The following is a 24,997-nucleotide window of genomic DNA, read 5'->3' on the forward strand; positions in this document are numbered from 1 at the left end:
GACGATGCTTTATTTATTGAAGTTTTCAGCAAAAAAACCTAACATGCATTTATAAAGCTCAATTCTGTTTTTTTCTTTTTTAAACCCATGTCCTTCGTCATATTTTACCATATAAGGCGTTTCAAACCCTTTGCTTCTAAGCGCTTTCACAATTTGATCCGATTCATTAATGTTGACTCTTGGGTCGTTTGCACCCTGAACAACAAATAATGGTTTTTTAATTTTATCTGTTTGAAATACCGGTGATACTTCTTTCGCTATTTTTGCTTCTTCCGGATCATCTAAATTATACCATATTTCTTTAACCTGTTCTCTTAAAGGTTTCCAATATTCAGGGAACGAGTCAAAAAAGGTAAAGATATTTGAAACTCCAACATAATCTACCCCACAAACGTATAAATCGGGAGTTTTAATAAGCCCCATTAAGGTAGCATAACCACCATGGCTGCCACCGTAAATGGCAATTTTACTTTTATCTACCCAACCTTGTTCAATTACATATTTTACTCCATCTTCAACATCATCCATCACTTTTCTCCCAATTTGTTTATAACCAATTTCCTGGAATTTTTTTCCATAACCTCCAGAAATTCTAAAGTTAACTTGTAAGGTCGCATAACCTCTACTTGCAAATAATTGGGCCTCCTTATTATATCCCCAAGTATCTCTTATTCCTTGTGGACCACCATGTGGATTAACAATAAGCGGGACCTTTTCACCATTAAGTGCCGATTTTGGCAAGGTAATATATCCATATATCGTCAAACCATCTCTACTAGTGAATTGTATTGGACGCATTTCTGCCATATCTTCTTCTTTCAACTGCGGCATTAGGTCGTATAATAGTTTTATTTTTGTTGTTGCAACATCGTATGTATAATACCTGCCAAACAATTTATCACTGTTTACCAGTATTAAAAATGTTTTTTCATTTTTATCATGTGAAACTACTGAGAATTCTTTATCGTTAAACTCTTTTTTCAAATTGTTGTACATCTTTGTATAAAACTTACTTATAGGAATTATTTCATGCTTAATTCCTTCGTAACCAACAAAATCAAGTTCATAATTTCGTTTTTTTCCCCCTATGCCCATTTCACTTAAATCAAATATAGGATTGCTATAGATCTCTTTTATAATGCTATTTTTTTTAAGATCATATAAAACAATTCTTGTCTTGTCACTGTTAAGATTTGTAGAAACATAGACTTCATCTTTATTAGCAGAATTATAATTAAATTTTATAATATTAAAATTGCTTTTCCAATCTGTTTCTTTCACAAGATTAAACTTGTTTGAATCTAAATCTTTGTAATACAATTGATCGACAACTCCATCTTTCAACTTGTAATATCCCCTTATATTACCGTCTCTGTCGAAAATATAGCTGCTGATAGGATCTTTAAGATCCTTGTTTTCCATCAGCAGTGTTAACGCTCCGGTTTTATAGTTAATTTTAAATGGTTCGTTAATTTGTTTATTGTTTTTGTTCATTACAACAATTACATAATCCGAATCCTTCAGCATCTCAAAATGGCTCACCTTAACACCATCAAAAGGGGTGATATCCTTAACAGTTCCGTTTTTAATGTCTGCCACATTCACGTGCATGTTTTCATCTCCTCCTTTATCTTTGAAAAAATAAAGATGCTCATTATCAAACCAGTCATAAGAATGAATTAATTCATCCTTTTCTTCAATTACACGGGACACTTTCTCTGTTTTTAAATTTTTCACATAAATATGATTTTTACCATCCTTATCTCTTTCTTTATAAGATAGAAATTTTCCATCAGGCGAAATTTTAAACGCAGATGCTTTGGGGTTTGCAAAATAATCTTCTACCTGATATTTAAAACTACCCTTATCAAAAGCAGTAATTTTTTGAAGCTCAGTTTTTGAAGAGGGCAACTCTGGATTACCGCGAACTGTTTCGGTATTGTTTTGGGCATTCATTGCTGCCACTATAAGCAAAATGCCAATCGAGAAAATTTTTGATTTTAGTATCATGTTTTACATATTTTATTGCGCAAATTTCAGCATACTTTAAACCATAATGGGTTATCACAGGGTTACATAATGTTAAATAGTGTTAACCGATTTTATTTAGCCTGTTTTAGTCCGTAATTTTATACCTCACCAAATACAAATTATGCGAAGTTTCTTTTTCCGTTTCGATAAATACTTACTTGTTCTGACAATAGTAATTGTTTTAGCCTTTCAATGGTATTGGCTGCAAAACAGTTATCTCAATAAAAAAACGGAGATTCTTGAACAGACAAAACTAGAAATACGACAAGTTTTAGTAAATCAGTTTGTAAATAATTTATCCTTAAATCCGAAAATAGATTCTCTCTTAAATCACGTAAAAGTAGATTATGACAAAATAACTCAATCTCAGTCAGGTGCTACAGTATTAACTACAACCCCCTATAAAGGAGAGAAGTTTCAAGAAGTAAGTAAAAAAATATTGCTCTCCTACAATAAAGCAGATAGTCTGATTTACCATTCATTGAAAAAATTACATCCCGAGTTATTCAGCGAAAATGGAGTAACCATCTACCGACAAAACAGTAAAGGAACCACGACGTATCCTAAAAAACGTACTGTTCAGAATAAAAATACCACAGAACCTGTCGCTAGTCTTATTATGAAAGAAAACATCACTTTCAGGGCTCATATAGACAACCTTTCCGGTATTATCATTTCGCAAATATGGAAATCTATCGCTTTTTCAATATTCTATATAATTCTTTTTATAGGTACTATAAGTTTATTTATCCATAACATCACAATCAATCGAAAGCTTCTTAAGAACAAGGAAATCTTCACGCAAAATATGACTCACGAGCTTAAAATTCCTATTTCGACTATAATGGTTGCCACAGATGGGCTCGTAAAATATGATATTGCGAGTGAGCCTGAAGCAGCAAAAAAGTATGCGGGTATTATTCAACGAGCTGCGACCCAACTATATTCTCTGGTTGAAACGATTCTGCAACATGCAAAAGCGGACAGCAATTATCAAAAACAAATTCTCAGCCAGGTCAATTTAGTAACTTTGATCGAAAAAGTAGTCGAAACAATATCAGGTATTATTCTGAAAAATGAAGCTAAAATTATATTCAATGAAGTTGATGAAAAAATAAATTTAAAAGGAAACTCAGATCAGTTGAAACAAATTTTTCTAAACCTGATCGATAACTCATTAAAATATTCAGACAAAGCGCCAATTGTTATGATTTCTGCGAAACAAATTCAAAATAGAGTTTTAATCTACATTAAAGACAATGGAATCGGAATTCCGGATAAGTATGCCGAAGAAATTTTTGAACCTTATTTCAGAATCTCCGAAAACGACCTCCATGATAGGAAAGGCTTTGGTCTTGGACTTAGCTTTGCAAGAAATTCATTAAAAAATCAGGGAGGATCCATTAAAGTAATAAAATCTCATCTTGAAACTGGTACATTAATTGAAATCAATATGCCTTCTTATGAATCGTAAACCTAAAATATTATATCTTGAGGATGATCCGAACTTGGGCGAAATTACAACTGATATGCTCTCCCGGGCAGGCTTTAAAGTACAGTGGGTAACTAACGGTGAAGAAGGTTTAGAAGCACTAAACAATCAAATCTTTGATATTACTGTTGCCGATATTATGATGCCAAAGTTAGATGGATACACCTTCATAAAAACGCTTCGCGAAAAAGGGAATCAAATGCCAATTATACTTCTTTCGGCTAGAGTTTTAACCGAAGATGTCTTAAAAGGTTTTGAAATAGGAGCTGACGATTACGTAAGGAAACCGTTCAGCATAGAGGAATTGATTGCGAGAGTAAACAGATTATTAAAAGATAAATCTTCTCAAACAAATGAAAATAATTTTCAATTGGGCGATTACAAATACAATCACCACAATTATGAACTAAATTATAATGGCGAATCAATTTATCTGTCTTCAAGATCGGGACAAATTCTTTATCAATTTTTAACAAATAAAGACGGTATCCTTTCCAGAAAAGAAGTGCTTCTGGATCTTTGGGGTGATGACAGTTTTTTCAATGGAAGAAGTTTAGATGTTTTTATTTCAAAACTGCGACGTCATCTTGCCTCCGATCCCAAAATTTCGATCATAAATATGAGAGGAGTTGGCTATCGCTTAATCATTGTCTAATTGCCCCTTAAACAAATGTTCGGACGGAGTGCCTTGTACCGAAGAAGAGCACCAAATAAACAGACGTAGTAAGCTTATTATTAAGACTTTATAATAAAAATATTTCAATCAATTAATTTTAGGTTCGATTTTTGTTTTACCTTAGATTCTTAATAATTTAATACTATTTAAAATTATGAAATCACTAAAATACTTCTTTATCGCAATGACATTCATTGCTGTAAGCTCTTTACAGGCACAGGTATCTGTTAATGTAAATATTGGAACACCTCCGGCATGGGGTCCGGTGGGTTATACAGATGTCCGTTACTATTATTTACCGGATCTCGAAATGTACTACGACATCAATGCATCCAATTACATTTACATCAGTAATGGAAAATGGATCAGAGCCAGAAATCTTCCGCGAAACTATAGAAATTATGACCTTTATAATGAATACAAAGTGGTACTAACCGATTACAGAGGCAATTCTCCTTATGATAATTATAAAACTCATAAAGTAAAATACGGTAAGGGATACAAAGGAAAACCACAAAAAACTATCGGTCAAAAACCCGGTAAAGGAAACAATAAAGAATATAAAGAGAATGGACATGGACATGGAAAAGGACATGGGAATGGTAAACATTAAAACGCAAAAAAGGGGGCACTTAGTAAGTTCCCCCTTTTTCATACAAGTAATTATTCTCTTTTAAACTTCCGCTAAATGTAAAAGTGAATGTTCTGGAAATGCAGCTAAAAAACTAGTCTTCTGCTTTCTTCAAATTGTCGTCCGGAACTCTATCAATCAAATAGTTGTAGGGATCGATACCTGCTTCAAAAGGTTTTTCTTTAGTCTTGAAAACATAAACATTGTTCTTTTTTGTTATTTTCAGCCTTTTGTAAACCAAAACCTTACCCAAACCTGAACCGTCTTTTGGTTCTGCAAAAACGGCAATATCAATATAGTCGGCAACAGGAATTTGAGTTTCTTTTCCTAATGCATCCGATCTGAATTTTTCGGAAGTCGTTTTTAAAGTGATTTCATACTCAGAACCTACTTTTTTGTATTTGGCTTCCAGCATTCGGTTTGAAAATAACGTGATGTTTTCAAACATATCAGAAATCAAATACTGTAAACTATCCGGAGTTACTTTTCGTAATTCATTTACTACGCCTATCGAAGTTGGAAATGGCGGGTTTTTATAAGCATAAGTGTCAACCAAATTTTTCAAAGCCTGATTTACCTTTTTCTCCCCAATCATTTCTTTTAAATAATACATCACTACACTTGCTTTTTGATAGTGTATGTACTGTTGGTGCTCGGTTTTCATTAAAGACTGCTCTCCTTCAAGCTCAGAACTACGGCCTCTTAAATAACCATCCATTTCATATTTCAGGAATTTTTTCATTTTGTCCTTTCCATATTCTTTTTCCATGACCATCAAAGCAGAATATTGGGCAAAACCTTCACTAAACATTTCACTTCCCTGCATATTGGCACCACAAACCTGATGTGCCCAATACTGATGTGCCATCTCGTGCGCTGTAACATAGTAAACCTGGTCAATATCATCTTTCTTTACATCACGTAAATCAGTAATAAAACCGATACCTTCACTAAAAGGCATAGTGCCCGGGAAAGCCTGTGCAAAACTTTGATATCTTGGAAACTCAATAATTCTGCATTGTTTATGGTAATAGGGCCCGAAGTTTTTAGTATAATATTCCAATGATTTCTGCATGCTTTTTAGCATATTCGGAACATTATAGGCGTGTTCTTTGTCGTAGTAAACTTCCAGATCTATACCATTCCATTTTTTACGGGCTATTTCATATTTTCCAGAAACAAAAGAATAAAAATTCAATGATTTTTGATCCAATTTGTAGTTGAAATACTTTCTTCCGTTGGCCTCCCAAGTTTTTAGCAATGATCCCGGAGCAATAGCCGTTTGATCCGGCGATGTGCTTATCGTAGTATTCACCTCAACCCAGTCCGAATCATTTCCAAGGTACGAATTGGCCCTGGCCGAAAGATTGTTCTCGTCCAGTTTTGGCATTCGCTCTCTCTTTGGTAATTTCAGTTTGATTCGTTTGTTTTTATCCGAAATTTCCATGCCATTAATGTATCCCAAAGAAGGTAAAATATCAGAATTATTGAAGAAGGTCCCGTTTTGGGTCAGTTGTGTAAAGCTGACTTCATTTTCGAATCCTTTTGTCAATTTCCATAAATCGATATTAATTTTGATGGAATCATTCGGCAATAAAGGTTTGTTTAATTGATAAATCTGATAATTTAAGCGGGAATCATTTAATTTTAATTTTGCTCCGGCAATATTCATTTTTAAACTATCCGATAGTTCCGGCATCGTAAAATGGAGTTCTTTTATCGCTACATTAGATTTGTTTTTTGCCCAGGCTTCTATCTTTGCCGTCATGTTTCGTTCTTCGGGCACAAGATCAATAGTATAATTGAATTTATAAAAACGTGGCTGTACTAAATTTTCGAATTTTTTATACTTTTTCTCATAATCCATCTGCTTGTTCTCTTGCTCTTTTGAAGAATCGTAAGTGTTTAAGACTTTGGTATTATAATAAACAAAACCACTGCAAAGTGCAAATGCGACTACGGTGATGGCTATAGAAACCTTATTTTCTCCAAATTGTTTTTTTGCATTTACCAATCTGTATTTAAATTGCTGTTCTTTACCACGAATGTAAAATGCGTTAATGACAAAACACAAGATCAAACAAAACAGCGTCCAGTATACATTGAACCAAATGGTAGAGGAGACAAAAGGACCAAACCCATTCATGTCCGAATAAGTAATGGCTGGTATGTTGCCAAAATTCAACATATTACTATTGATTTCGAGTAGTCCCCAAATGAAACTATTGACGATAACTAAAGTGACGAAAGCAAAATAGGCAATATATCGGTTGTTGATTAAATAATGGAATAACAAAGAAATCACCGCCATAAAAGAATAGCCCAACAAAGACACTACCATTATTGATTTTAGATAAACATCCAATTTGTAATTGTAATATCCATAAGCTGTTTGTGAAGCAATCCCCACGATTATCGTTAAAGCAAAAACAATGGCTAAAGCAATAATGAGGGCCACCAATTTAGAAGAGAATAAAACACCTGTTTTGATAGGTGTAGCATCTTGAATTTCATTGATTTTGGCATCACGTTCTTTCCAAACTAAAACACCCGTATAAAAAGTAATAAAGCCAATCATAAAAATGCTAAAAGCCCCTTTTATAGTATCGATTACATCATAAGTTACAGGATACTGAGCAGTTCCGTAGCGGCCTGTAAAACTCGTAAGGCTTGCAATCAGATTAATCATTCCAATGGCAACAATGATAATAAAGGTTGGGTTTTTGATGATGGATTTGGTTTCAAATTTCACTAAACTCCAAAAGGTACTTATCGAAAAGACATTCGCTTTTGTTGTTTCGAATACTCTGTTTGAAACAAGGATCGGGGCTTCAACTACTTTTGATTTTTTAGTCTCTTTACTCTTTTCTTTTTTAGCATTAAAAGAAAATTTAAAGTAAACTGCCACTAAAATAACCAAACTGATTCCTATCCAAATCAAACGATTGGTCAATAAATCGCCATGTAAAGAGACTGCACTTAGATTTTTTTCAGCAACAGTGGCGTATTTGGTCATAATCTTAAAAGGACGAAGTCCAAAAGGATCAAGCAAATTGGCTAACCATTCTTTCTGAATATCTTTGGTAAATCCGGAGGAGACCGCATAGAATACCAAAATAAGCATAGCTCCTATGAAAGACACTATATTACTTCTGAAAATAATCGCTAAAGCAAATAGTAATACCCCTGAGATAATCACATTTGGAATCCCAAAAACCAAGAGACCCTGCAGGTGTCCTGACCAAATGATTTCGCCAAATCTTTCCGCGGGACACATATCAAAAATGGGCGCTAATACCGGAGCAATCAGGGCACCTAAAGAAATTCCAAGTAAAGGAATTACCGAAACGATCGCTGCTCCAATGAATTTTCCGAAATAATAATCCCTTTTTTTGATTGGGGAGGAGAATATAAACTGATACATTCCACTTTGAAAATCACGGTTGGCCGTGGCATTCATAAAGGCTGTAGTCATCAGTAAACAAATTACCGAAAGTATGCCATAGAATTGTTCTACAACAAAAGGTGCGTTTTTGTTTATGTTACCGATACTTTGGCCAACGGTAACCTGCTCAGATCCGACCGCAAAAAAAACGATCAGGGTATTAATGAATAAAAAGATCCATATCATTGGTGTCTGCAACCAATATTTTAATTCGTATCGTATAAATTTCCACATAATTTTTTATTTAAAAAGAGCTAAGAGATTGACGTATTTAATACCGAGGTTTTATCACTATAAGTTTCTAAAACCTTAGCAGTTCAGTCTCTTTTTTCTTAAACTAATTCGTTTAATTTCGCAAAAAACACATCTTCGAGATTTTCCTCAGCCGGAATGAATCCGTTATTCAAATGAGTATTCGAAAAAACGTGAATCAAAGGTTGTCCACCCACTAATTTATTCGAGATTACTTTGTAGTCTTTTTGATATTCGGGTAATTCCAGTTTGGTTACTTTTTTCTCCCAAACTTTGCTTTTCACTTGCAGTAAAGCATCATCAGTATTACCACTAAACAACACTTTCCCCTGGTTCATTATCGCCATTTCTGTGCAAAGTTCACGAACATCCTGAACAATATGAGTAGAAAGAATCACCACGGTGTTCTCTCCTATTTCACTCAAAATATTATAAAAACGATTTCTTTCACCTGGATCCAATCCTGCAGTCGGTTCATCTACAATAACCAATTGCGGGTTTCCGATTAAACATTGTGCAATTCCAAAACGTTGGCGCATCCCTCCACTGTAACTGCCCACAGCATTTTTTCGATGTTCCCAAAGATTAACTTTGACTAGTAATTGTTCTATGATTTGTTTACGGTCTGATTTTTTATCAAATCCTTTCAGCAGTGCTAAATGATCCAGAAGTTCTACAGCTGACGTTCTTGGATATACACCAAATTCTTGTGGCAAATACCCCAGAACTTTACGAACCGCTTCTTTGTTATTCAAAACGTCAATATCTCCAAGGGTTACTGAACCACTGTCGACATCCTGCAAAGTCGCAAGTGTACGCATCAAAGAAGATTTTCCGGCTCCGTTTGGTCCAAGTAACCCAAACATTCCTTTTTTAATATGAAGCGAAACATCGTTCAATGCATGCACGCCATTACTGTACTTTTTGTCCAGGTTTTTAATGATTAATTCCATTTTGTATTGGTCTTTTAATTAGTTGATAATAAACACATCAGACGATGGTTCTATTTATTTGTTACAGCATTACTTTTTATTGGAGATAAATGCCGTTTCATTTCTTTATTCCAATCGGAATACTCTTTTGTTTGCTGTTCCATAGATTTTGCGCCGATCCTGAGTCATTTTGGTACCTCGCGACGGCTTCTGCTTCTTGTAATTTTGTAATTTTTTGGAATAAATATAATTACAAGTGAGAATCATTATAGATAAATTGTAATAATTGGGTGGTATAATGTAATAAGTGGTTACACATCCCCGATCCTCTCTATCCAGCTGAGTTATGTGTCCAATATTTTAGAACTTTCTTTGCTGTCTTTTTTTTACCCCTTAAAAACAAGAGGGCATTCTCCGAAATTGATCCCTTGAGTTTTGTGATAAAATCGTGACTTGCCAGGTAGAAATTTAAGAAATATGAAGGTTTCAGGCTTGAGGTTCGAATCCAGTTTTTTCCAATAAAAAAGTCCTGAAATACTTCAGGACTTTCTTTTATTCTAAATCAATTCATTATCTCAGTATAAAGCCATTCTTCATAGGATCTTTTGGATCTATTAAAAACGTATTTACTCCTGTTACAAAAGCTGTTCCTTCAACCTGGGGAATTACAGCCTTGAAGGGGCCAAATTTTTCTTCTCTGACAAGTGATCCTGTAAACGTACTTCCGGTTATACTTTCTATCGTAATAAACTCTTTTAAATTTATGGAGTTTTTCGCTTTTTCAATCGCAATTCTTCCCGAAACACCTGAACCTGTTGGAGAACGATCGACTTCTCCATCAGCAAAAACACAAACATTTCGACTGTGATTAGCACTATTCAGTGGTTCATCAATAAAAATAGTTCCGTATAAAAAACTCAGATCCTTTTCAAACGGATGATGAATTTCGGTATCATGATTCATTACGGCATGTTTTATAGCAACTCCATTTTGAATAATGCCGCGGTAATTTTCCTCGGTTAATCCAAAATTCAAATGCGTATTTTTTCTCAAGTCAACATAAGCATAAAAAGCGCCGCCATAAGCCAAATCATAAACAACGTTGCCAATACCCGGAACATTTACAATACGATCTAAACCTACAGCAAAACTTGGTACACAATGAAACCTCACTCCTGTTACCTCGCCCTTTAACACGGTAACAAACGAAAGAATTCGGCCGCAGGGAGCATCTATTTTCAATTCATTCTCACCTTCTTTTACCGTTATCCAATTCATTTTTGCCGCCAGTGTGCTTATCGCAATAATAGCATGACCACACATACTGCTGTATCCTTCGTTGTGCATGAAAAGAATACCAAAATCTGCATCCTCATCATTTGGCGGTAGTAAAATACAACCGTACATATCAGCATGACCGCGAGGTTCAAACATCAATGCCGTTCTTAAATAATCGTAGTTTTCTTTTATATCTCGTCGGTATTCTAAAACGGTATTCCCTTTAAGTTTTGGAAAACCAGAAACAATTACACGCAAAGGCTCCCCACCCGTATGCATATCAATTGTTTTGATCTGTAGTACAGCATCGTCTGCTATATAAGTCGTATTGTTACAAATATTTTGGTAGGTATCAGACATTTTTCTGTGTTTTTAAATTATACTCTTCATAAAAATATCCCGCTGCAACAAGGTCTTCTAAAGCATGTCCAACGGATTTAAAATAAGTGATTTCGGTATCAGATGTTCTGCCTGATTTTGTATTGCTGCACAGTTCAAACAAATCTGCTTTAATAGTTTCTTTTGTAATAATTCCATTGGTGAGCGGGATCAAAATATCGCCGCTTTCTTTTAGCCCACCCTGATACGTATCAAGAAACAGACTTGATTTTAAAACGGCTTCATCATCTGCCTCCCGCATATCTTTTTTATATGCCCCAACAAGATCCAAATGCTGTCCTTCTTTCAGCCATTTCCCAAAAACAAGCGGAACGGGTGATAACGTTGCCGAGGAAATAATAGCAACCTGAGAAATTACTTCTTCAATAGTTGAAACTGGTTTGCAGCTAAACGAAGAATTTTGAAATGCATCACAAACCAATTGTGCTTTTTCTATAGTTCGCCCCCAAACATAAACCTCTTTTATAGGCCTTACGCTTGCATGTGCCTGAATTAAATTAATAGCCAATGCTCCTGTGCCAATCATTAGCATAGTCGAGGCATCTTTTCGCGAAAGATAACTGCTTGCCAAAGCAGATGTTGCTGCAGTACGTTTCGCTGTTAGTGATTTTGCATCAAGAATTGCCTTTATATTTCCTTTGTGCCCGTCTAAATAAATATAAGTTCCCTGAATGGAAGGCAGATCATAGTTACCATTATTCGGACTTACCGTAACTATTTTTACTCCTAAATCTTTGCCTGCCTGAAATGCCGGCATGAGCAGCAGTGTCGAATCTTTGCCTTCTTCCGGATTAGAATAATCATGATGATGACGCATAGGCACTTTGATCGCCGAGGTCGAAAACCCGGCACGAAGTCTTTCTATAAGTTCTTTAAAATTACATTTTTCTTCAATGAAATGATCTGAAATAAGTTGTATTGGTTTCATGTATGGTGTTGAAATTTTATTAAAAATAGAAGTTTATTGTATGATAATACTATTTCACCTTTAATCAGATAACATATACCAATTTAAGGTTAATATAGTACAAATTAGTAAAAAGGTAATAAGGCACATAATCTATAACAAAAGAAGAAGCCGCCTCAAATTTTGTATTGAGACGGCTTCTTCTTTTCTATTCTTTTTCCAATTTCTTTACTTTCACAGATAAGGTCCTTGTGTCAGCTGGAAGATTAAATACATACAAACTGATTTTGTTTTTTAAGCTACTTAATCAATTCTATATTTTTTTATGGTACTATTTTCTTCTTTATGGGCATAGATCATACATTTGAACTACTAAATTCTTCTAGAAAATAATTTATATTACTTGTTGACAAAAATTGCTTACAAAACTCAAGTTCATTATTCTTTTTATTTTCATCAAGCATTATTTCCTCATTAGGTTCTGCTGTGTTCTGTATGATACCTAAAGCCCAATGATAAGGCATCTCATGCATTAAAAAATAAACATCTCCGGCATCTTCTAATGTTTCTAAAAAGCTTATAAATCGTAAATGAGTATCATTATACTCTAATTTAGCATTAAAAAAATCTGTTATAAGATTTCTTATATAAGAATAAAATATACTTCTGTAAAAAATTCTTTCTTTTCCATCTGTTTCATCATCCATAAAAATAAAATCTTTTTCCATAATTTAATGACATATTATATGTTGTGATGCTAGTTTAGGACCGGTAAACACTGTAATAGTTTGTTCTTATCTCTAATTTTAAGTAATTAATCTTCTAAATATTTTAAATAGAAAAATGCTTTTTCAGAATTCATATCAAAACGATAAACAAAAAACTGCCTCGGTATTGAGGCAGTTTTTTTATGTTCACGAGCAAGATACCCACTTCAACCTGAAAATTAACCATGTGCCAACACATTTGGAATATTATAAATTCAGGTTAACAAGATATTTGGATTCTGGCTACAATAAAGCCCTGATTCAGAATTATAATACCTAAACCTGTTATAATACAAACCAGTCTCTATATCCTCATATTGGCCCAACTGCCTAAAAGGAATAAAATCTCGATCGCCTTTTAGATTACGGAGATCTCCATAAATGTCATAATCTGTTTCCCAGACTAACTTACCTTTTTCAGTATAAGCCTGTACAGGACGACCAATATAATCATTAATAATATAGGACTTCCCATCTCCTATAATCTTAGCACTTGGTACAAAAGAACCTCCTTCATACACCCAAGTAATTAAATTGTAAATTGGTTCAGACTTGTCGTAAACTAAGTCATCCTCAGTAGCAACTAATTTAGGACGATCTTTTAAATCGTATTTCCACATTTGCGTAGCGTTTGTAAAGTACACTTCGTAGAGCGGGGACCTGTATTGCAAAGTACTCGGACGAGATGGATGGCTACCTTTTTAATTTTTGAATTCTATATTTTTATATTATCTCTCTAATTTCCATTAAAATGTTTCCGAGCAAGTTGAGGCCTCTCCATTTTGAATTATCGAATCTTTCTAGATCATTTGTAGAAAAACCAATACCCCATATTAGATCAACTGGGCTTGTTTCTGCTAAGATCATTTTTTTAGTTTCTTTTAGTAAAAAATTTAATTCTTTATTTTGAGTAAATTTTTTCAAATTTCCAATTCGTACAATTTCCTCTCTTTTCTTAATCCATATATCTTCTTTGAAACCGTTCACTTGTCTTCCTAATTTTCGTTGACGACTTTGATTAGGTTCTTTAATGATTTCATTCATTTTTTCATAATCATTAAATAATTTGGCTTTCGAATACATCATCCATTGTTCAGCTGAATTGAAATTCAAATCATCTATTATAAAAGTAGAATTGTACCATTGAGATAAAGGATTATTGTATCCATAGAAAAAATAATATTTAAAAAAAAGACGTTTTTCATAAATTATTCTTATTTTTTTTAGCTCATTTATTTTGTTTAAAATTAATTTTTTATAATCTTCATTATTGAGGTCTATTAGATTATTTTGTGTAAAAATAGGATTTGATAAAATTCCAATAATTCTATCTATTGTGTTTGTAAAAAAGTAATCAAACTCTTTTGGAATTTCATTTTCTTTTTTACAAATCTCAAAAAATGACATCAAAATATTAAAAAGTTTATTGTAACTCTCTTCATTCCATTCGGCATTAATTCTTAAACAGTATTCTAATTCAATATCGCTATCATTATATTCTAAATATTCATTTAAGTAATCTATTTGCATGGGGTATATCTTTTAACAATTGCATTTTTACTAATTTCTCCCTCAACTAAAAGTTCGTTAGCATTTTTTGCAAATTTATTTACTTTTCTTAACTCTTCTGTTGGATTTTTACTGACATCTCCTAAATGATTTTTTCTTCCTTCTGGTGTGTTTAAATCAACTTTATTGTTAGATACTTTATCTAAATCAATCTCAACAACATCAGTACCCGATTTTTTTGCCCATCTTTCGGCAAAACCACGATCCTTGGTTAATGAAATATATTGATCTTTATAGCCATCAGTTGATCCATTTAAAACGTGATCATATGCACTTCTCGTTGCTGTAGGATCCTTGGGAATAATATTTCCTCCAGAATCTAAGCTACCCATGTCATTTGGACTTAATGCTCTAAACCATATGTCTTCCCAACCAAAAATATCAACATACTGGTTACAATCTTTGACAAATGAATATAAATTTAATCCACCCCAATACTTTATCGGATCCTGACTAATATATATTCCAGTATCAGGAGAGTAATACCTAAACCTGTTGTAATACAATCCTGTCTCTAAATCTTCGTATTGCCCCAACTGTCTAAAAGGAATAAAATCTCGATCGCCTTTCAGATTGCGTAAATCTCCATAAATATCATAATCAGTCTCCCAAACGAGCTCACCTGCTTCTGAATAAGCTTGAATAGGACGACCAATATAATCGTTGATGATCGAGAACTTTTCTTCTCCAATAATCTTGGCACTTGGTACAAAACTTCCTTCTTGATATATCCAAGTTATAAGATTCTCAATCGGTTCGGGTTTATCATAGACTAAGTCATCTTCAGTAGCAACTAATTTAGGTCGATCTTTTAAATCGTATTTCCATTCATGAATAAGAACGTTTCCATCCCAAACATAACGATTTATTTTTTGGTTTGCAATTTTTGAAGTGCGTCGACCCAGAGCATCGTACTCAAAATATATTTTCTTTCCATCGGGGTTGGTGATGCTCTCGAGCATACCGTTAGCCAGCCAGCTATAAGTGGTATCGCCGTCCTGCCATTGCTCGTGTTCTTGCTGTAATCTGGCTTCTTCCGTTTCGTTGCCCGTCAGTTTATCGATCCAGTTGGTTGGCTCTTCGAATTTTAGTTCTTCGTTGATGTTTCTGGAACTTTTATGTATCAGGTTACCCAGTTCGTCGTATTTGTAATGGTACTTTTCGTCTTTCAACAATTTCCCGCCTTTACCGTACTTACGATCGCTTCGATCTGGAGTTTTATAAAGATTCCCTACGGCATCTGGGGTTTTGTAAAGCTGTTCTTTGCCATTATAGTCGGCTTTGGCCAAATTACCAAAATCATCATAGTCAAAGTAGGTGATACTGGAAGTCATTTGATTTACCGCGCTGCGCAATTGCTGGTTGGTATCCCAGTTGTAATAACGTGATCCAGTGCGTTTGCCATTGGCAAATACTTCTTGTTCTTTTTGTTTTCCGTTGTTGTTGTAACTGGTTTTAATGTGGAGTCCACCTGTGGTAAAGCGTTCTATTTCTCTTCCCAGTTCGTCGCGTTTCAGGGTGGTTTCCCACTTCTGGTGCTGTTCTTTGAGTTCGTTGCTTTGTGCCTCTATGCGTTCCAACTGTCCTTTTGAGTCATACTGCGTACTGATCTCTGCTCCTAAACTAGTGTTTATATGGGTGCGTTGTCCCAGTTTATTGTAAGTCGAGGTAAGTGTAATGGCATTTTCGGTGTCATCGAGCTGTTGTTTCTGGGTTTCTTTTACGATACGTCCCATTTCATCACGGTCCAGAAGGATACTTACATTTTGATTTACAGCTTCTGTTAAAAGTCCGTTTTTGTTGTAAGTGTAGGTTTCCCAGGTACCGTCATGATAGTCGGCTCTGGTGATGCGTCCCAGTGCATCCTGCTCGTACTCAGTAAATTTTCCATTGCCATGATCTATTCTGGTCACTTCTCCTGCGAGATTACGCTGGTATTTTTTGACCATACCGTCAAAGGCAGTTTCTTTGATTATTTGTCCGGCTTTGTTGCGGGCAAAATAGTAGACTTCGTTGTCTTCGTTTTTGATGGCTTGCAATTGCTCCATCTTGTCGTAATCAAAACGAACTTTCACGCCATTTTGTTCGCGCGTAGCTAGGCTTCCCAGTGGGGTATAACTGAACTTAATCTTGTTTTTATTGTCTTTTAGAGCTATGACTTCATCGTAATTGTTGTAGGTAAACTGTATGACATTGCTGTCTTTCTCTACAATTTGTCTTACGCGGTCCAATGCATCGTAGCTAAAATAATCGGCCATTTGCATTGGAGTGTAAATCGCTTGTACGCGTCCACGATGGTCGTACTCCCATGATTTTAGTTTTTGGTTGTTCTCACGCCATTCTGTAAGATTGTATTGATCGTCATAAATCAGTTCGAGTTTGTTGTTGTTTTTGGCCACTGTCGCCAATAGTCCATTATCGTGATAACTAAAGTGGGTGGTGGTTTTATCGGGAGCAATAATCGTTTTAAGCTGATCCTCTCTATCTTCTTTGTACAAATAAACGGTTTTGTTCCCTTCGGGATCTATGGCTATCGACGGGCGGTTTTCCTCATCGTAAATCATGATTTCTTCGGTACCATCCGGGTAAACCGTGCCGGTTTTGTTTCCTCTGTCATCGTAGTTAAAGCCTAATACACGTCCTTCGGGATCAATCTCGCGATAGAGTTCCATAAACTCGGTATAATCGTAAAAGGTACTGTTGCCCATTGGGTCTTTTACTTGTGTAATCAGCTGGCTTGGTTCGTAATAATAAGTGGTTACAGTTAGGTTGGAGTCTGTTATCAGATTATAACCTTCCTCGGGGTGGTATTCCATCCAGCCTTCCTGCCAGCCGCCGTCACCCCAGGTGTGTATACAGCGGTTTTGGGTGTCATATTCCCAGTAAAAAGCTTGTCCGTTACGGTCGGTTTTTTTAACCATTAAATGATTTTCATATTCAATGGCTGTCGGTTTTTGCAGTGCATCAATAATAGCACTTATGTTACCTTCGGGATCGTACTCATACGCTACTAAAAGTTCGTCCTGTTCCGGTCCGACAAGCTCCAGCTTTTGAATAAATCCGTCCTTGGTGCTTACTTTGATCACTCTGCCTGCAGCATCGATGATTTTTTTCAAACGGTTTGCTGTAAATTCGAAAATTAAGCAAAGTCCGTTTGGATTGCTAATTTTTGTAAGCTGGTATTTTTTGCTATCAAAATGGGTAAACTCATAAAAGAGTTTACTTTGATGATTGTAAGCCTGATAACCATCGGGAGTTCTTTTGAGGGTAGTTTTTTCTTCACGTAAGTAAAACTCTTCTTCAGGTAGCAGTATTGGAAAAACAGCAAGTCGCCCGTCCTCCATTCGAAGTCCTAAGGCATCATCTTCGGGGTATAATTCTACGGCTCTGTCGTAGACACAGTGTGTTCCATGACCGAGCCAGCCCACGTAATTAGAATCGGAGTACCAGCTGCGTTTCCAATTTAGAGGAATCGGACTGGTCAAATCAAAATCACTGCCTTCATAAATCACCACGCCATTGACCACATTTACGGGGTCATTAACACATTTTCGGAGTCCATCTTTGAGCCCATTAGGACCTTTTGATCCCTTAAGGTTAATCTTTTTAACAAGACCTCTAACTTTTTTCATCAGAGTACTAAAGCCAATACTAGCTAATAATCCTGTAAGAACCCCGCCCCAATCGGGCGGATAAGGGCCTCCAACCATAACCGGTTTCCCGGTAGGAATAGGCAAGGAAAATGAAGTTGGGGCAAAAAGGGTTGGGGCAAACGGTAACATTTTCTTGCCTATTTTAGTCTTACCAAGGGATAATGATAACGGAATACCGATATCATTACAAGTCATTAACATATGACCTTTGGGACTCATTCGGGTGCTGTCTGAAAATACGGTTTGAGAAGCAAAAAAGTTCATGCTTTCGTGGCCAATAATAGGCGTCATCAACCAGGGTGGTGTAAAAAGCGGAATGTGTACCAATGGAATGATGATACCACTGGTGTCTGAGTTCCCTCGTTTAAAACCATTTACATGCACGCTGGTGCCTAAAAATGGAACATAATCAAAAGGGTCAATGACAATACCTATGTAAGGGTGAAAAGGGTTAAAAGGAGGCAAAGTGGTGAAATGGATGTCTATTCCCACCACAATGGTTAAATGGTTATCGGTTAATAACATGGTTTAGTAGGTGTTGCTTAATTGATATTCTTCCCGGATTTGTTTGGCGATTTGTTTTGGGGTGTCTTTCCAGTTTTCTCCAAAAATACTTATCATTCTGTCGGCTATAGCTTCTTTTTCTGCGTACTCTATTTTGGGATCATTCTCTAAATAACTGTTTGCGATAAAGGTAAAATTGATGATTTTAAGATCACTGTCTGTTAACGCATAGCCGTACTCAAATGCATCGTCTAAAATTGCAGTATATTGTCCGTCTTTCTTTTTTGCAGCGAGTAACAATGCATAATTATAACCGTTAATGACTTGCATCTCCTGCCCTATTTCTTTGGCAATAGCCACTTGTTTTAAAAAGTGATGTATCGCCAAATCCGTATTTCCGGTAATGCTGTAATGTGAGCCTTTGTAAACTAAAAGCTGCATCAAGATTCCTGCAATATCTTCTTTCTCTTTATAAAATGGGGTCGTTATTTTTATTCCCTTATCCAGCAATTCATGAATCAGTTCTTTTTCATCTTTAAACTGAAATAAAAAACTGGCGTAAATAAGATAGGATGAAGCCCAAAAACTGGTTTCTCCGGTACTCTTGCTTATATCAATAAGCTCATTACCAAGTCTTTTTACTTTTTCTTGTTTTTTATCCTTTGCGGCTTCTCCAATTTCAAACAGGCATTTTCGATAACGCACCTGCGGATCATTTGGATTCCCCTGTGTGGCTATTTCTTTATAGGCTTTGTTAATCTCCTGCTTTGGAATTTCAATGAGGATTCCTTTGTCTTTTAGCTGCCCCATCATCTGGCTGTACAACTGCCTTTCCTGATAGTCAATACATAAGAATCCGACATTCTCAGGTAATAAAGCAATCAGTTCTTTTATACTCTCCAATAAAACCTCAGGATCACTAACTTTTTTTATTAAAAAACTAACGATTAAAAGGTTTCCCGTTTTTGCCTCAAAATTTTTAAAACTAATGAGCATTCGGATATAAAAATCTTTTAGATCCTGAATGCTTAATTGTTCTATCTCCGGCAATGTATCTTTAAAAGAATTAAATTCTTCCCAGTTCCAATTTGGATTTTTCTTGAGGTCTTCTTCAAAACCTAACAGCCATTGTTCAATAATGGTGGTGTAAAAATCTTTTTTATCGTAAAAATCAATAGCAAAAGCGACAAACGAATCAACCGATTGTCCGTATGCTGAAGATTCTAAACGAATAAATCCATCTACTAAAGGATAATCCTCTGTAAAACAAACCATGTTGAATATTTGTACCTTGGGATTATCTTTTCTGGTTTTGATCCAAATTTTCTGAATGTTTTCGACCCTTATAGCAATAGGATTGTGTGCGTTATTCATTTTCGGCTTTAATTTAAATTTACAACTCCTCCTTTAACATTAGTCATCGTTTTTCCGTCTATGTCAACAATTTTCCCTTCTGCCAAAATGGTATTTTTACCTTTTATATTAATACTTGGTGCTTCGTTACCGATTTGTGTATCACTTTTCACACTAACTTCATCCGTACCTACAGCTACTATTTTTTTACTGTCTACATTTACTTCATTTACTCCATTTATATTCACCTTTTCATCGGCAATAATGTTTATTTCTTTAGACAGTACGTCTATTTTATTTGGTGCATAAATAGTCATTGTACCATCTCCGTTAAGTTTTATCATGTTACCACTTGGATCGGTAGCTGTAAAGGTGTTTTTTTCTTCGTCAAGAACAAGTGAGGTTCCTCCGCGGGTTGCAAAACTTCTTTTGTTGTTGTCGGTTCCACCACCTCCACCACTTTTTCCGTGAAAAACACTCCCCAGAATAAAAGGTCTGTTTGGGTCACCATAACGGAAATGTACCATTACGTGGTCGCCTACATCCGGTATAAATACCATTCCTCTATTGGTTCCTACTTTGTCGCTGCTTCCTGCATCCGGGGTCATAACACGAAGCCAGGCCGTTTTCATCGAAGTACCTTGCTGCCAAAGCATTTGTACTCTAATTCTTCCCTTGTTTTTCGGATCGGTATTACTTTCTACCAAAGCTTGCTGTGTTTGTGCAATTGGATAAGCAACATCCGGTTCAGGTAAACTAAGCACTTTTGAAGGAATCGCTTTGAAATTGTTCTCATACTCTCCCAAATGGTTGGCATAATGGCTAATTTCTGTAATGAAATAAGAACCTATTTCTTGTGTAATCGCATTTGTGTTTTCTAAAACACTTGATTTTATATTAACGATGCTTCCAATTTTTAATTTTAAATTTTTAGTAGTCGCGGTAACATAGTTGGTATTTGCGGCAGCACTTTCCTGCTTTTTTTTCAGGAAGGATTCCAATACCAAATCATCACCTGTACTCACGATTCCGTGCGTAAAAGCTGGCGTGGCAAAAACTTCTTTTGAAGCTGCAAATGCCTCGTTGCCCAATTTAGGCAAACCTCCTACTGTGTCTTTAGATTTTGCAGTATAACGTTTATCGGCACTTTCGTTGTAGGTAAAGGCACTGAACTTATTCGGGACTGCCTGTACCGCTATTTGCAGTCTTGAAATATCACTATTATAGGTCAATGATATAGGAGCATCGAAGCTTTTTGGCTTTCCGAAGTTTAATTTTTCTCCGTCATAATACAGCCATTCATTGTATTGTTTAGCCAATCGCTGGATGAACTGAAAATCGGTTTCCAGATATTGATTCTGATAATCCATTTTACTGCTGTACTCCGGATTAATATCATTTTGAAGCTGTTCTCCCGCTCCATTTTTTATCACTTCTTTTATAATATCTTTTAAGTTTAATTCTTCCCAGGAATATAATTTTTCACCCGATTCCAACAAGATCGTTTTAGAGTAACCTGAAACGATAATTTGATTTCCGGAATGTCCCATTTCCTGATCAAAAGCGATATTGGTCACCACACCCAAAAAATTATTTTTCTCTTCAAGTATGATGTGTACCACTTTACCCAGCCATGCCTGTGCATTCTCCAGAGTGTAAGCCAAAGGGCTCTCAATTGCAGCATGCGGAACAAGAATTTCAAATCTATGGTGATCGTTTATCACCTGTACCAGCTCAATACTGGTAAAATGACTTATTTTTTTAGAATCTATTCCAAAAATTATTGATGGTGGTGTCATAGTTTATTTTTTTGTATTAGTAGCTATTTATTGGGGAATATTATTGTTGTTTTCATTTAAATATCTCGAAAACAAATCGTTGCTTTCGAGCATTTCAGGCGTTAAATTTAAATCTTTAGTCCCTTGATGAGTTATCAGGCTTTTACCCATTTTATAATAATGAACGGTTGTTTTTCCTTCATAATTCAGACTATTGGTACTTATAATTATATTGCTTTTTTCATTAAAATAAAAAGAATTAATAGCCGTTGTAATTACATCAGATTTTTGCTTAAACTGAAAGTTAATTTCCTTTTTATTCCTTAAATCAATTGCCATTAGGTTTATCCTGTTGTTAACCTCATTTAATGGTAATAAAAGAACATGGTCACTTGTGATAAAACAAGCTGCAGATTTATCGTTCACGATCAGTCCGTTGACTGGAAATGCCTTATCGAACCGGTTTGGGTAATTTATTTTTATAATATTTATGCTCCCCTGACTAATATGAAGACTATCCTTGTCATATTTAATGGTGTATAAAACGCCTTCTTTGTCTTTAACTTTTAGGCTGTCGATAGTACTTATTTCCGCTTCCTTTTTTTCGTCCTGTTTTACTACAAGTTTTTCATTACTTTTTAAGTTACATCCCAGAAGAATAAAAACAATTGCAATTATTTTTATTTTAAAAAAGTTAGTTAATCTCATTTGAAATAGCATTAAATTTTTCATTCTGATTGATAAGCACTCTTTTCTCTTCTTCTAATTTAGTTTTCACCGGATCTGTGAATAAAAGGGAATTGGTTGTCAAAACCGTATTTATTTCCTTTAACCTTTCTTTGTTGACTTCTAACTGATAGTCTAAACTATTTTTGAAACGCTTTTTTACACTGCCTATTTGTTTTTCCAGATGCTCTCCATAATGATTATTACCGGCGCTGTCCATATCAGCATTATAGGCATATTTCCCACCATGTCTTTCTTTAGCTGTCGGATAATATGTTCCGGTATTAAAAGCCTTGTCAATATCATCTGCTGTTATAGTGTCTTTTGCTATTATCTCCGAAAAATGACTCCAGTTTTTATTGATCTTATTGAAATAATCCGTCAGTGCAGCCTGATAACCTCCTAAGGTAGAATAATCCTTAACAGTACCGTGGCTGGTGCTTCTTTTAGAAGGCTGCCCCATTACTCCAAATAAATTATAATCACCGTTTTTTAATGCCGATGCTCCATATCCACTTTCTAAACTTGCCTGTGCCAGCACTAATAAGGCTCCTTTGGAAGATGCTCCTTTCGCTTTAGCAAAATCATATATATCAACAGCAATTGTTGTCAAAAACAGATGATGAACAGGTTTCTCTTTTTTAGGTGCCGAACTTACTTGTTTAGCTTTAACATCTTCAGCGACACGATAAGCTTGTGCACTTCGTCTTTGCATCATCGCCCCTAACTGATCTGTATTTTCCCATTGACCACTTTTTTGGTTGTATTGAGCGCCTTTAACTCCCAAAGAGTTGGCGTTTTTCTGTTTTGCTGAGGATGAAGATCTACCCATAGTCCGTTTTGTATCTAATTATTTAACTTCACAATTAAAATGATTTACACTTTTAGAATCTATTTCATGAGATTATTGCTGGTGGTGACATAATGGCTATTTATTATTGTGATTCCTTAAAATCTAAATCCTTTTTTACTCGAAAAAACCAATCGCTTCGGAGAGTCAAAAGACCTTGTGTCCCAATCGGTTAGTTGTTTGTATATTGTTTTAGTAAATGTCTTAGATTGGCTTAAATTATTAGGCGTCGGGCCATTGGTATAACCATGATCCACAGGATTATAATTATAGACCAATTTTTCATCGATTACCAATTCATAAGCTGGAAAATGATTGTGTTCACCATTAATCGTAATTAACAGTGACTTTCCATTTCTATACATTGTCACTTTTATTGTAAAATCAATATTTGGCGTTGCAAAACCAGGTGTAAATGGATATCCCGCAGAAGCTGATGCTTCAATAATACTGGTATTATTAGGAATCTTTGTACCAACCCGGCTTATATGAGTACCGCTTACAACATTTTGTATACTCGTTTCTAACGGCACTTCTTCAGACGTTTCTACGAGGACTTTTTCGCAAACCCCTCTGTATTCAAAACTAGTTGCTATACTGCCCGTTGCTGCACGGCCATAATAAACAGGGACTTTTTGAATATATACCTCAACTCTGTGCGAAGCATCAGAATGCTGTCCCGATTTATATGCAGTTCCACATTTATGTCTAAAAAGAGCACTTTTGTCAAATAAAGTATATTTTCCCGTTTTAGCCCCATCAAGATTCATCACAAGACTTAAGCGATTATGATGATCGTTGTGTTTATTATGAAAATCAATTTTATCGGTAGAAAAATAATAATCTGATACAAAGTTCCCGGGTTCCGGTAACCAAGCGTATCCCTGACTATCAATTTCCTGCAATTTTTGTTTAAACTGATAATAGTTGGTCATTTTACTTGGATTAAATCGAGAATCCTTCTCAAAATAACTCAACAATGTTTTACCTAGATTTTTTGGAATATAGGCATTGAATTTTATTGTAATCGGTATCATAGATGGGTATTATTTATAATAGTGATCTCTTAAAATATTAGACCAGGAATCTATAAAAATACCTTGTTCTTCCATTTTTTTTATTTCGTTTTGCGTATAGAAATAATTTTTGTAATCATTCACTTTACACACCACGACTATGTTTTTTTGCTTGTTTACTGCTGTTGTATAAGCAATTGGCAAGTTTTTGTTTTTTAATTTTTCATACTGAATATCTTCAGTACCTGCGCTTTCATTATAAGTATATTGGGGAATTTCTTCTTTTAGATTATTTTCATAATAAATTTTCAGTCCCTCCAAAGAAACTTGTGAATGCGTTCCAATAAGTGGTATGTATTTATCTTCATACGCAAATTGAGTTTTTGCCTTACCATTACGGTCTACTTTTATAACTCTGGAACCTCCCATGCCTAAAGACTCACCAATCCATTCCTTAGGTTGTCCGTCCTTTTGGTTGTATTCTATTTTAACAATACCTTCATACCCTTTTGGCAACACAATAACCTGATTAAAAGGTCTTGTCAAATACCAAAATGAAAAAGCGATAAATAAAATGGGGAATAGATACAGAAAACAATCCCAAACAATAAACTGATTTTTTGAGGCACTAAAAGAAATCTTTTTAACCTTAAAAACAAACCGAAAAAGAAAGTAGATTATCAATAAAACAACTCCTATTATTGCGAGTTTCCAAAAGCCGTAAAGCCAAAAAGAACA

The 24,997-nt window shown here is 35.1% G+C and carries 18 protein-coding genes; 3 read left to right on the top strand and 15 right to left on the bottom strand.

The window, feature by feature from the left end; all coding sequences use genetic code 11:
- Positions 1-9 precede the first annotated feature (9 nt).
- Positions 10-2,010, bottom strand: a complete 2,001-nt coding sequence (locus tag OLM61_RS20465; protein WP_264524438.1) for an alpha/beta hydrolase family protein — start codon at positions 2,008-2,010, stop codon at positions 10-12.
- Positions 2,011-2,152: 142 nt separating this feature from the next.
- Here OLM61_RS20465 and OLM61_RS20470 point away from each other — a divergent pair, with 142 nt between their 5' ends.
- From OLM61_RS20470 to OLM61_RS20480, 3 genes are all read left to right on the top strand, one after another.
- Positions 2,153-3,505, top strand: coding sequence for a sensor histidine kinase (locus OLM61_RS20470; protein ID WP_264524439.1), 1,353 nt, complete (start codon positions 2,153-2,155; stop codon positions 3,503-3,505).
- Positions 3,495-4,178: a response regulator transcription factor gene (locus OLM61_RS20475; protein WP_264524440.1), complete on the top strand. Its 684-nt coding sequence runs from the start codon at positions 3,495-3,497 to the stop codon at positions 4,176-4,178. The genes OLM61_RS20470 and OLM61_RS20475 overlap by 11 nt, the downstream gene beginning before the upstream one ends.
- 175 nt (positions 4,179-4,353) lie before the next feature.
- Positions 4,354-4,812 carry a hypothetical protein gene (locus OLM61_RS20480; protein ID WP_264524441.1) on the top strand — a complete coding sequence of 153 codons (459 nt, stop codon included), beginning with the start codon at positions 4,354-4,356 and terminating at the stop codon, positions 4,810-4,812.
- A gap of 112 nt (positions 4,813-4,924) precedes the next feature.
- Here OLM61_RS20480 and OLM61_RS20485 read toward each other — a convergent pair whose 3' ends face one another.
- From OLM61_RS20485 to OLM61_RS20550, 14 genes are all read right to left on the bottom strand, one after another.
- A complete protein-coding gene (locus OLM61_RS20485) occupies positions 4,925-8,509 on the bottom strand; it encodes an ABC transporter permease/M1 family aminopeptidase (RefSeq protein WP_264524442.1) in 3,585 nt (1,194 codons plus the stop codon).
- 98 nt (positions 8,510-8,607) lie between these two features.
- Positions 8,608-9,480, bottom strand: a complete 873-nt coding sequence (locus OLM61_RS20490) for an ABC transporter ATP-binding protein (RefSeq protein WP_264524443.1) — start codon at positions 9,478-9,480, stop codon at positions 8,608-8,610.
- A gap of 549 nt (positions 9,481-10,029) precedes the next feature.
- Positions 10,030-11,097, bottom strand: coding sequence for a proline racemase family protein (locus tag OLM61_RS20495; protein ID WP_264524444.1), 1,068 nt, complete (start codon positions 11,095-11,097; stop codon positions 10,030-10,032).
- Complete coding sequence (locus OLM61_RS20500; protein WP_264524445.1) at positions 11,090-12,064, bottom strand: ornithine cyclodeaminase family protein; 975 nt, start codon at positions 12,062-12,064, stop codon at positions 11,090-11,092. Before OLM61_RS20500 ends, OLM61_RS20495 begins: the two co-directional genes overlap by 8 nt.
- Before the next feature lie 335 nt (positions 12,065-12,399).
- Positions 12,400-12,771, bottom strand: coding sequence for a hypothetical protein (locus OLM61_RS20505; protein ID WP_264524446.1), 372 nt, complete (start codon positions 12,769-12,771; stop codon positions 12,400-12,402).
- Positions 12,772-13,025: 254 nt separating this feature from the next.
- A complete protein-coding gene (locus tag OLM61_RS20510) occupies positions 13,026-13,430 on the bottom strand; it encodes an RHS repeat domain-containing protein (RefSeq protein WP_264524447.1) in 405 nt (134 codons plus the stop codon).
- A 103-nt stretch (positions 13,431-13,533) separates the two neighbouring features.
- Positions 13,534-14,340, bottom strand: a complete 807-nt coding sequence (locus OLM61_RS20515; protein ID WP_264524448.1) for an NADAR family protein — start codon at positions 14,338-14,340, stop codon at positions 13,534-13,536.
- Positions 14,331-18,557 carry a DUF6531 domain-containing protein gene (locus OLM61_RS20520; protein WP_264524449.1) on the bottom strand — a complete coding sequence of 1,409 codons (4,227 nt, stop codon included), beginning with the start codon at positions 18,555-18,557 and terminating at the stop codon, positions 14,331-14,333. The genes OLM61_RS20515 and OLM61_RS20520 overlap by 10 nt, the downstream gene beginning before the upstream one ends.
- Before the next feature lie 3 nt (positions 18,558-18,560).
- Positions 18,561-19,910 (bottom strand): hypothetical protein, encoded by a 1,350-nt coding sequence (locus OLM61_RS20525; RefSeq protein WP_264524450.1) that lies wholly within the window; start codon positions 19,908-19,910, stop codon positions 18,561-18,563.
- Between the two features lie 8 nt (positions 19,911-19,918).
- Complete coding sequence (locus OLM61_RS20530; protein WP_264524451.1) at positions 19,919-21,688, bottom strand: type VI secretion system Vgr family protein; 1,770 nt, start codon at positions 21,686-21,688, stop codon at positions 19,919-19,921.
- Positions 21,689-21,715: 27 nt separating this feature from the next.
- Positions 21,716-22,375 carry a hypothetical protein gene (locus OLM61_RS20535; RefSeq protein WP_264524452.1) on the bottom strand — a complete coding sequence of 220 codons (660 nt, stop codon included), beginning with the start codon at positions 22,373-22,375 and terminating at the stop codon, positions 21,716-21,718.
- Entirely contained in the window at positions 22,362-23,225 is an 864-nt protein-coding gene (locus OLM61_RS20540; RefSeq protein WP_264524453.1) for a glucosaminidase domain-containing protein, read from the bottom strand. Before OLM61_RS20540 ends, OLM61_RS20535 begins: the two co-directional genes overlap by 14 nt.
- A 116-nt stretch (positions 23,226-23,341) precedes the next feature.
- Positions 23,342-24,280: a hypothetical protein gene (locus OLM61_RS20545; protein WP_264524454.1), complete on the bottom strand. Its 939-nt coding sequence runs from the start codon at positions 24,278-24,280 to the stop codon at positions 23,342-23,344.
- 9 nt (positions 24,281-24,289) lie between these two features.
- Positions 24,290-24,805 (bottom strand): hypothetical protein, encoded by a 516-nt coding sequence (locus OLM61_RS20550; protein WP_264524455.1) that lies wholly within the window; start codon positions 24,803-24,805, stop codon positions 24,290-24,292.
- Positions 24,806-24,997: the final 192 nt, after the last annotated feature.

The sequence above is a fragment of the Flavobacterium sp. N502536 genome, from assembly GCF_025947345.1.
Lineage (GTDB): Bacteria > Bacteroidota > Bacteroidia > Flavobacteriales > Flavobacteriaceae > Flavobacterium.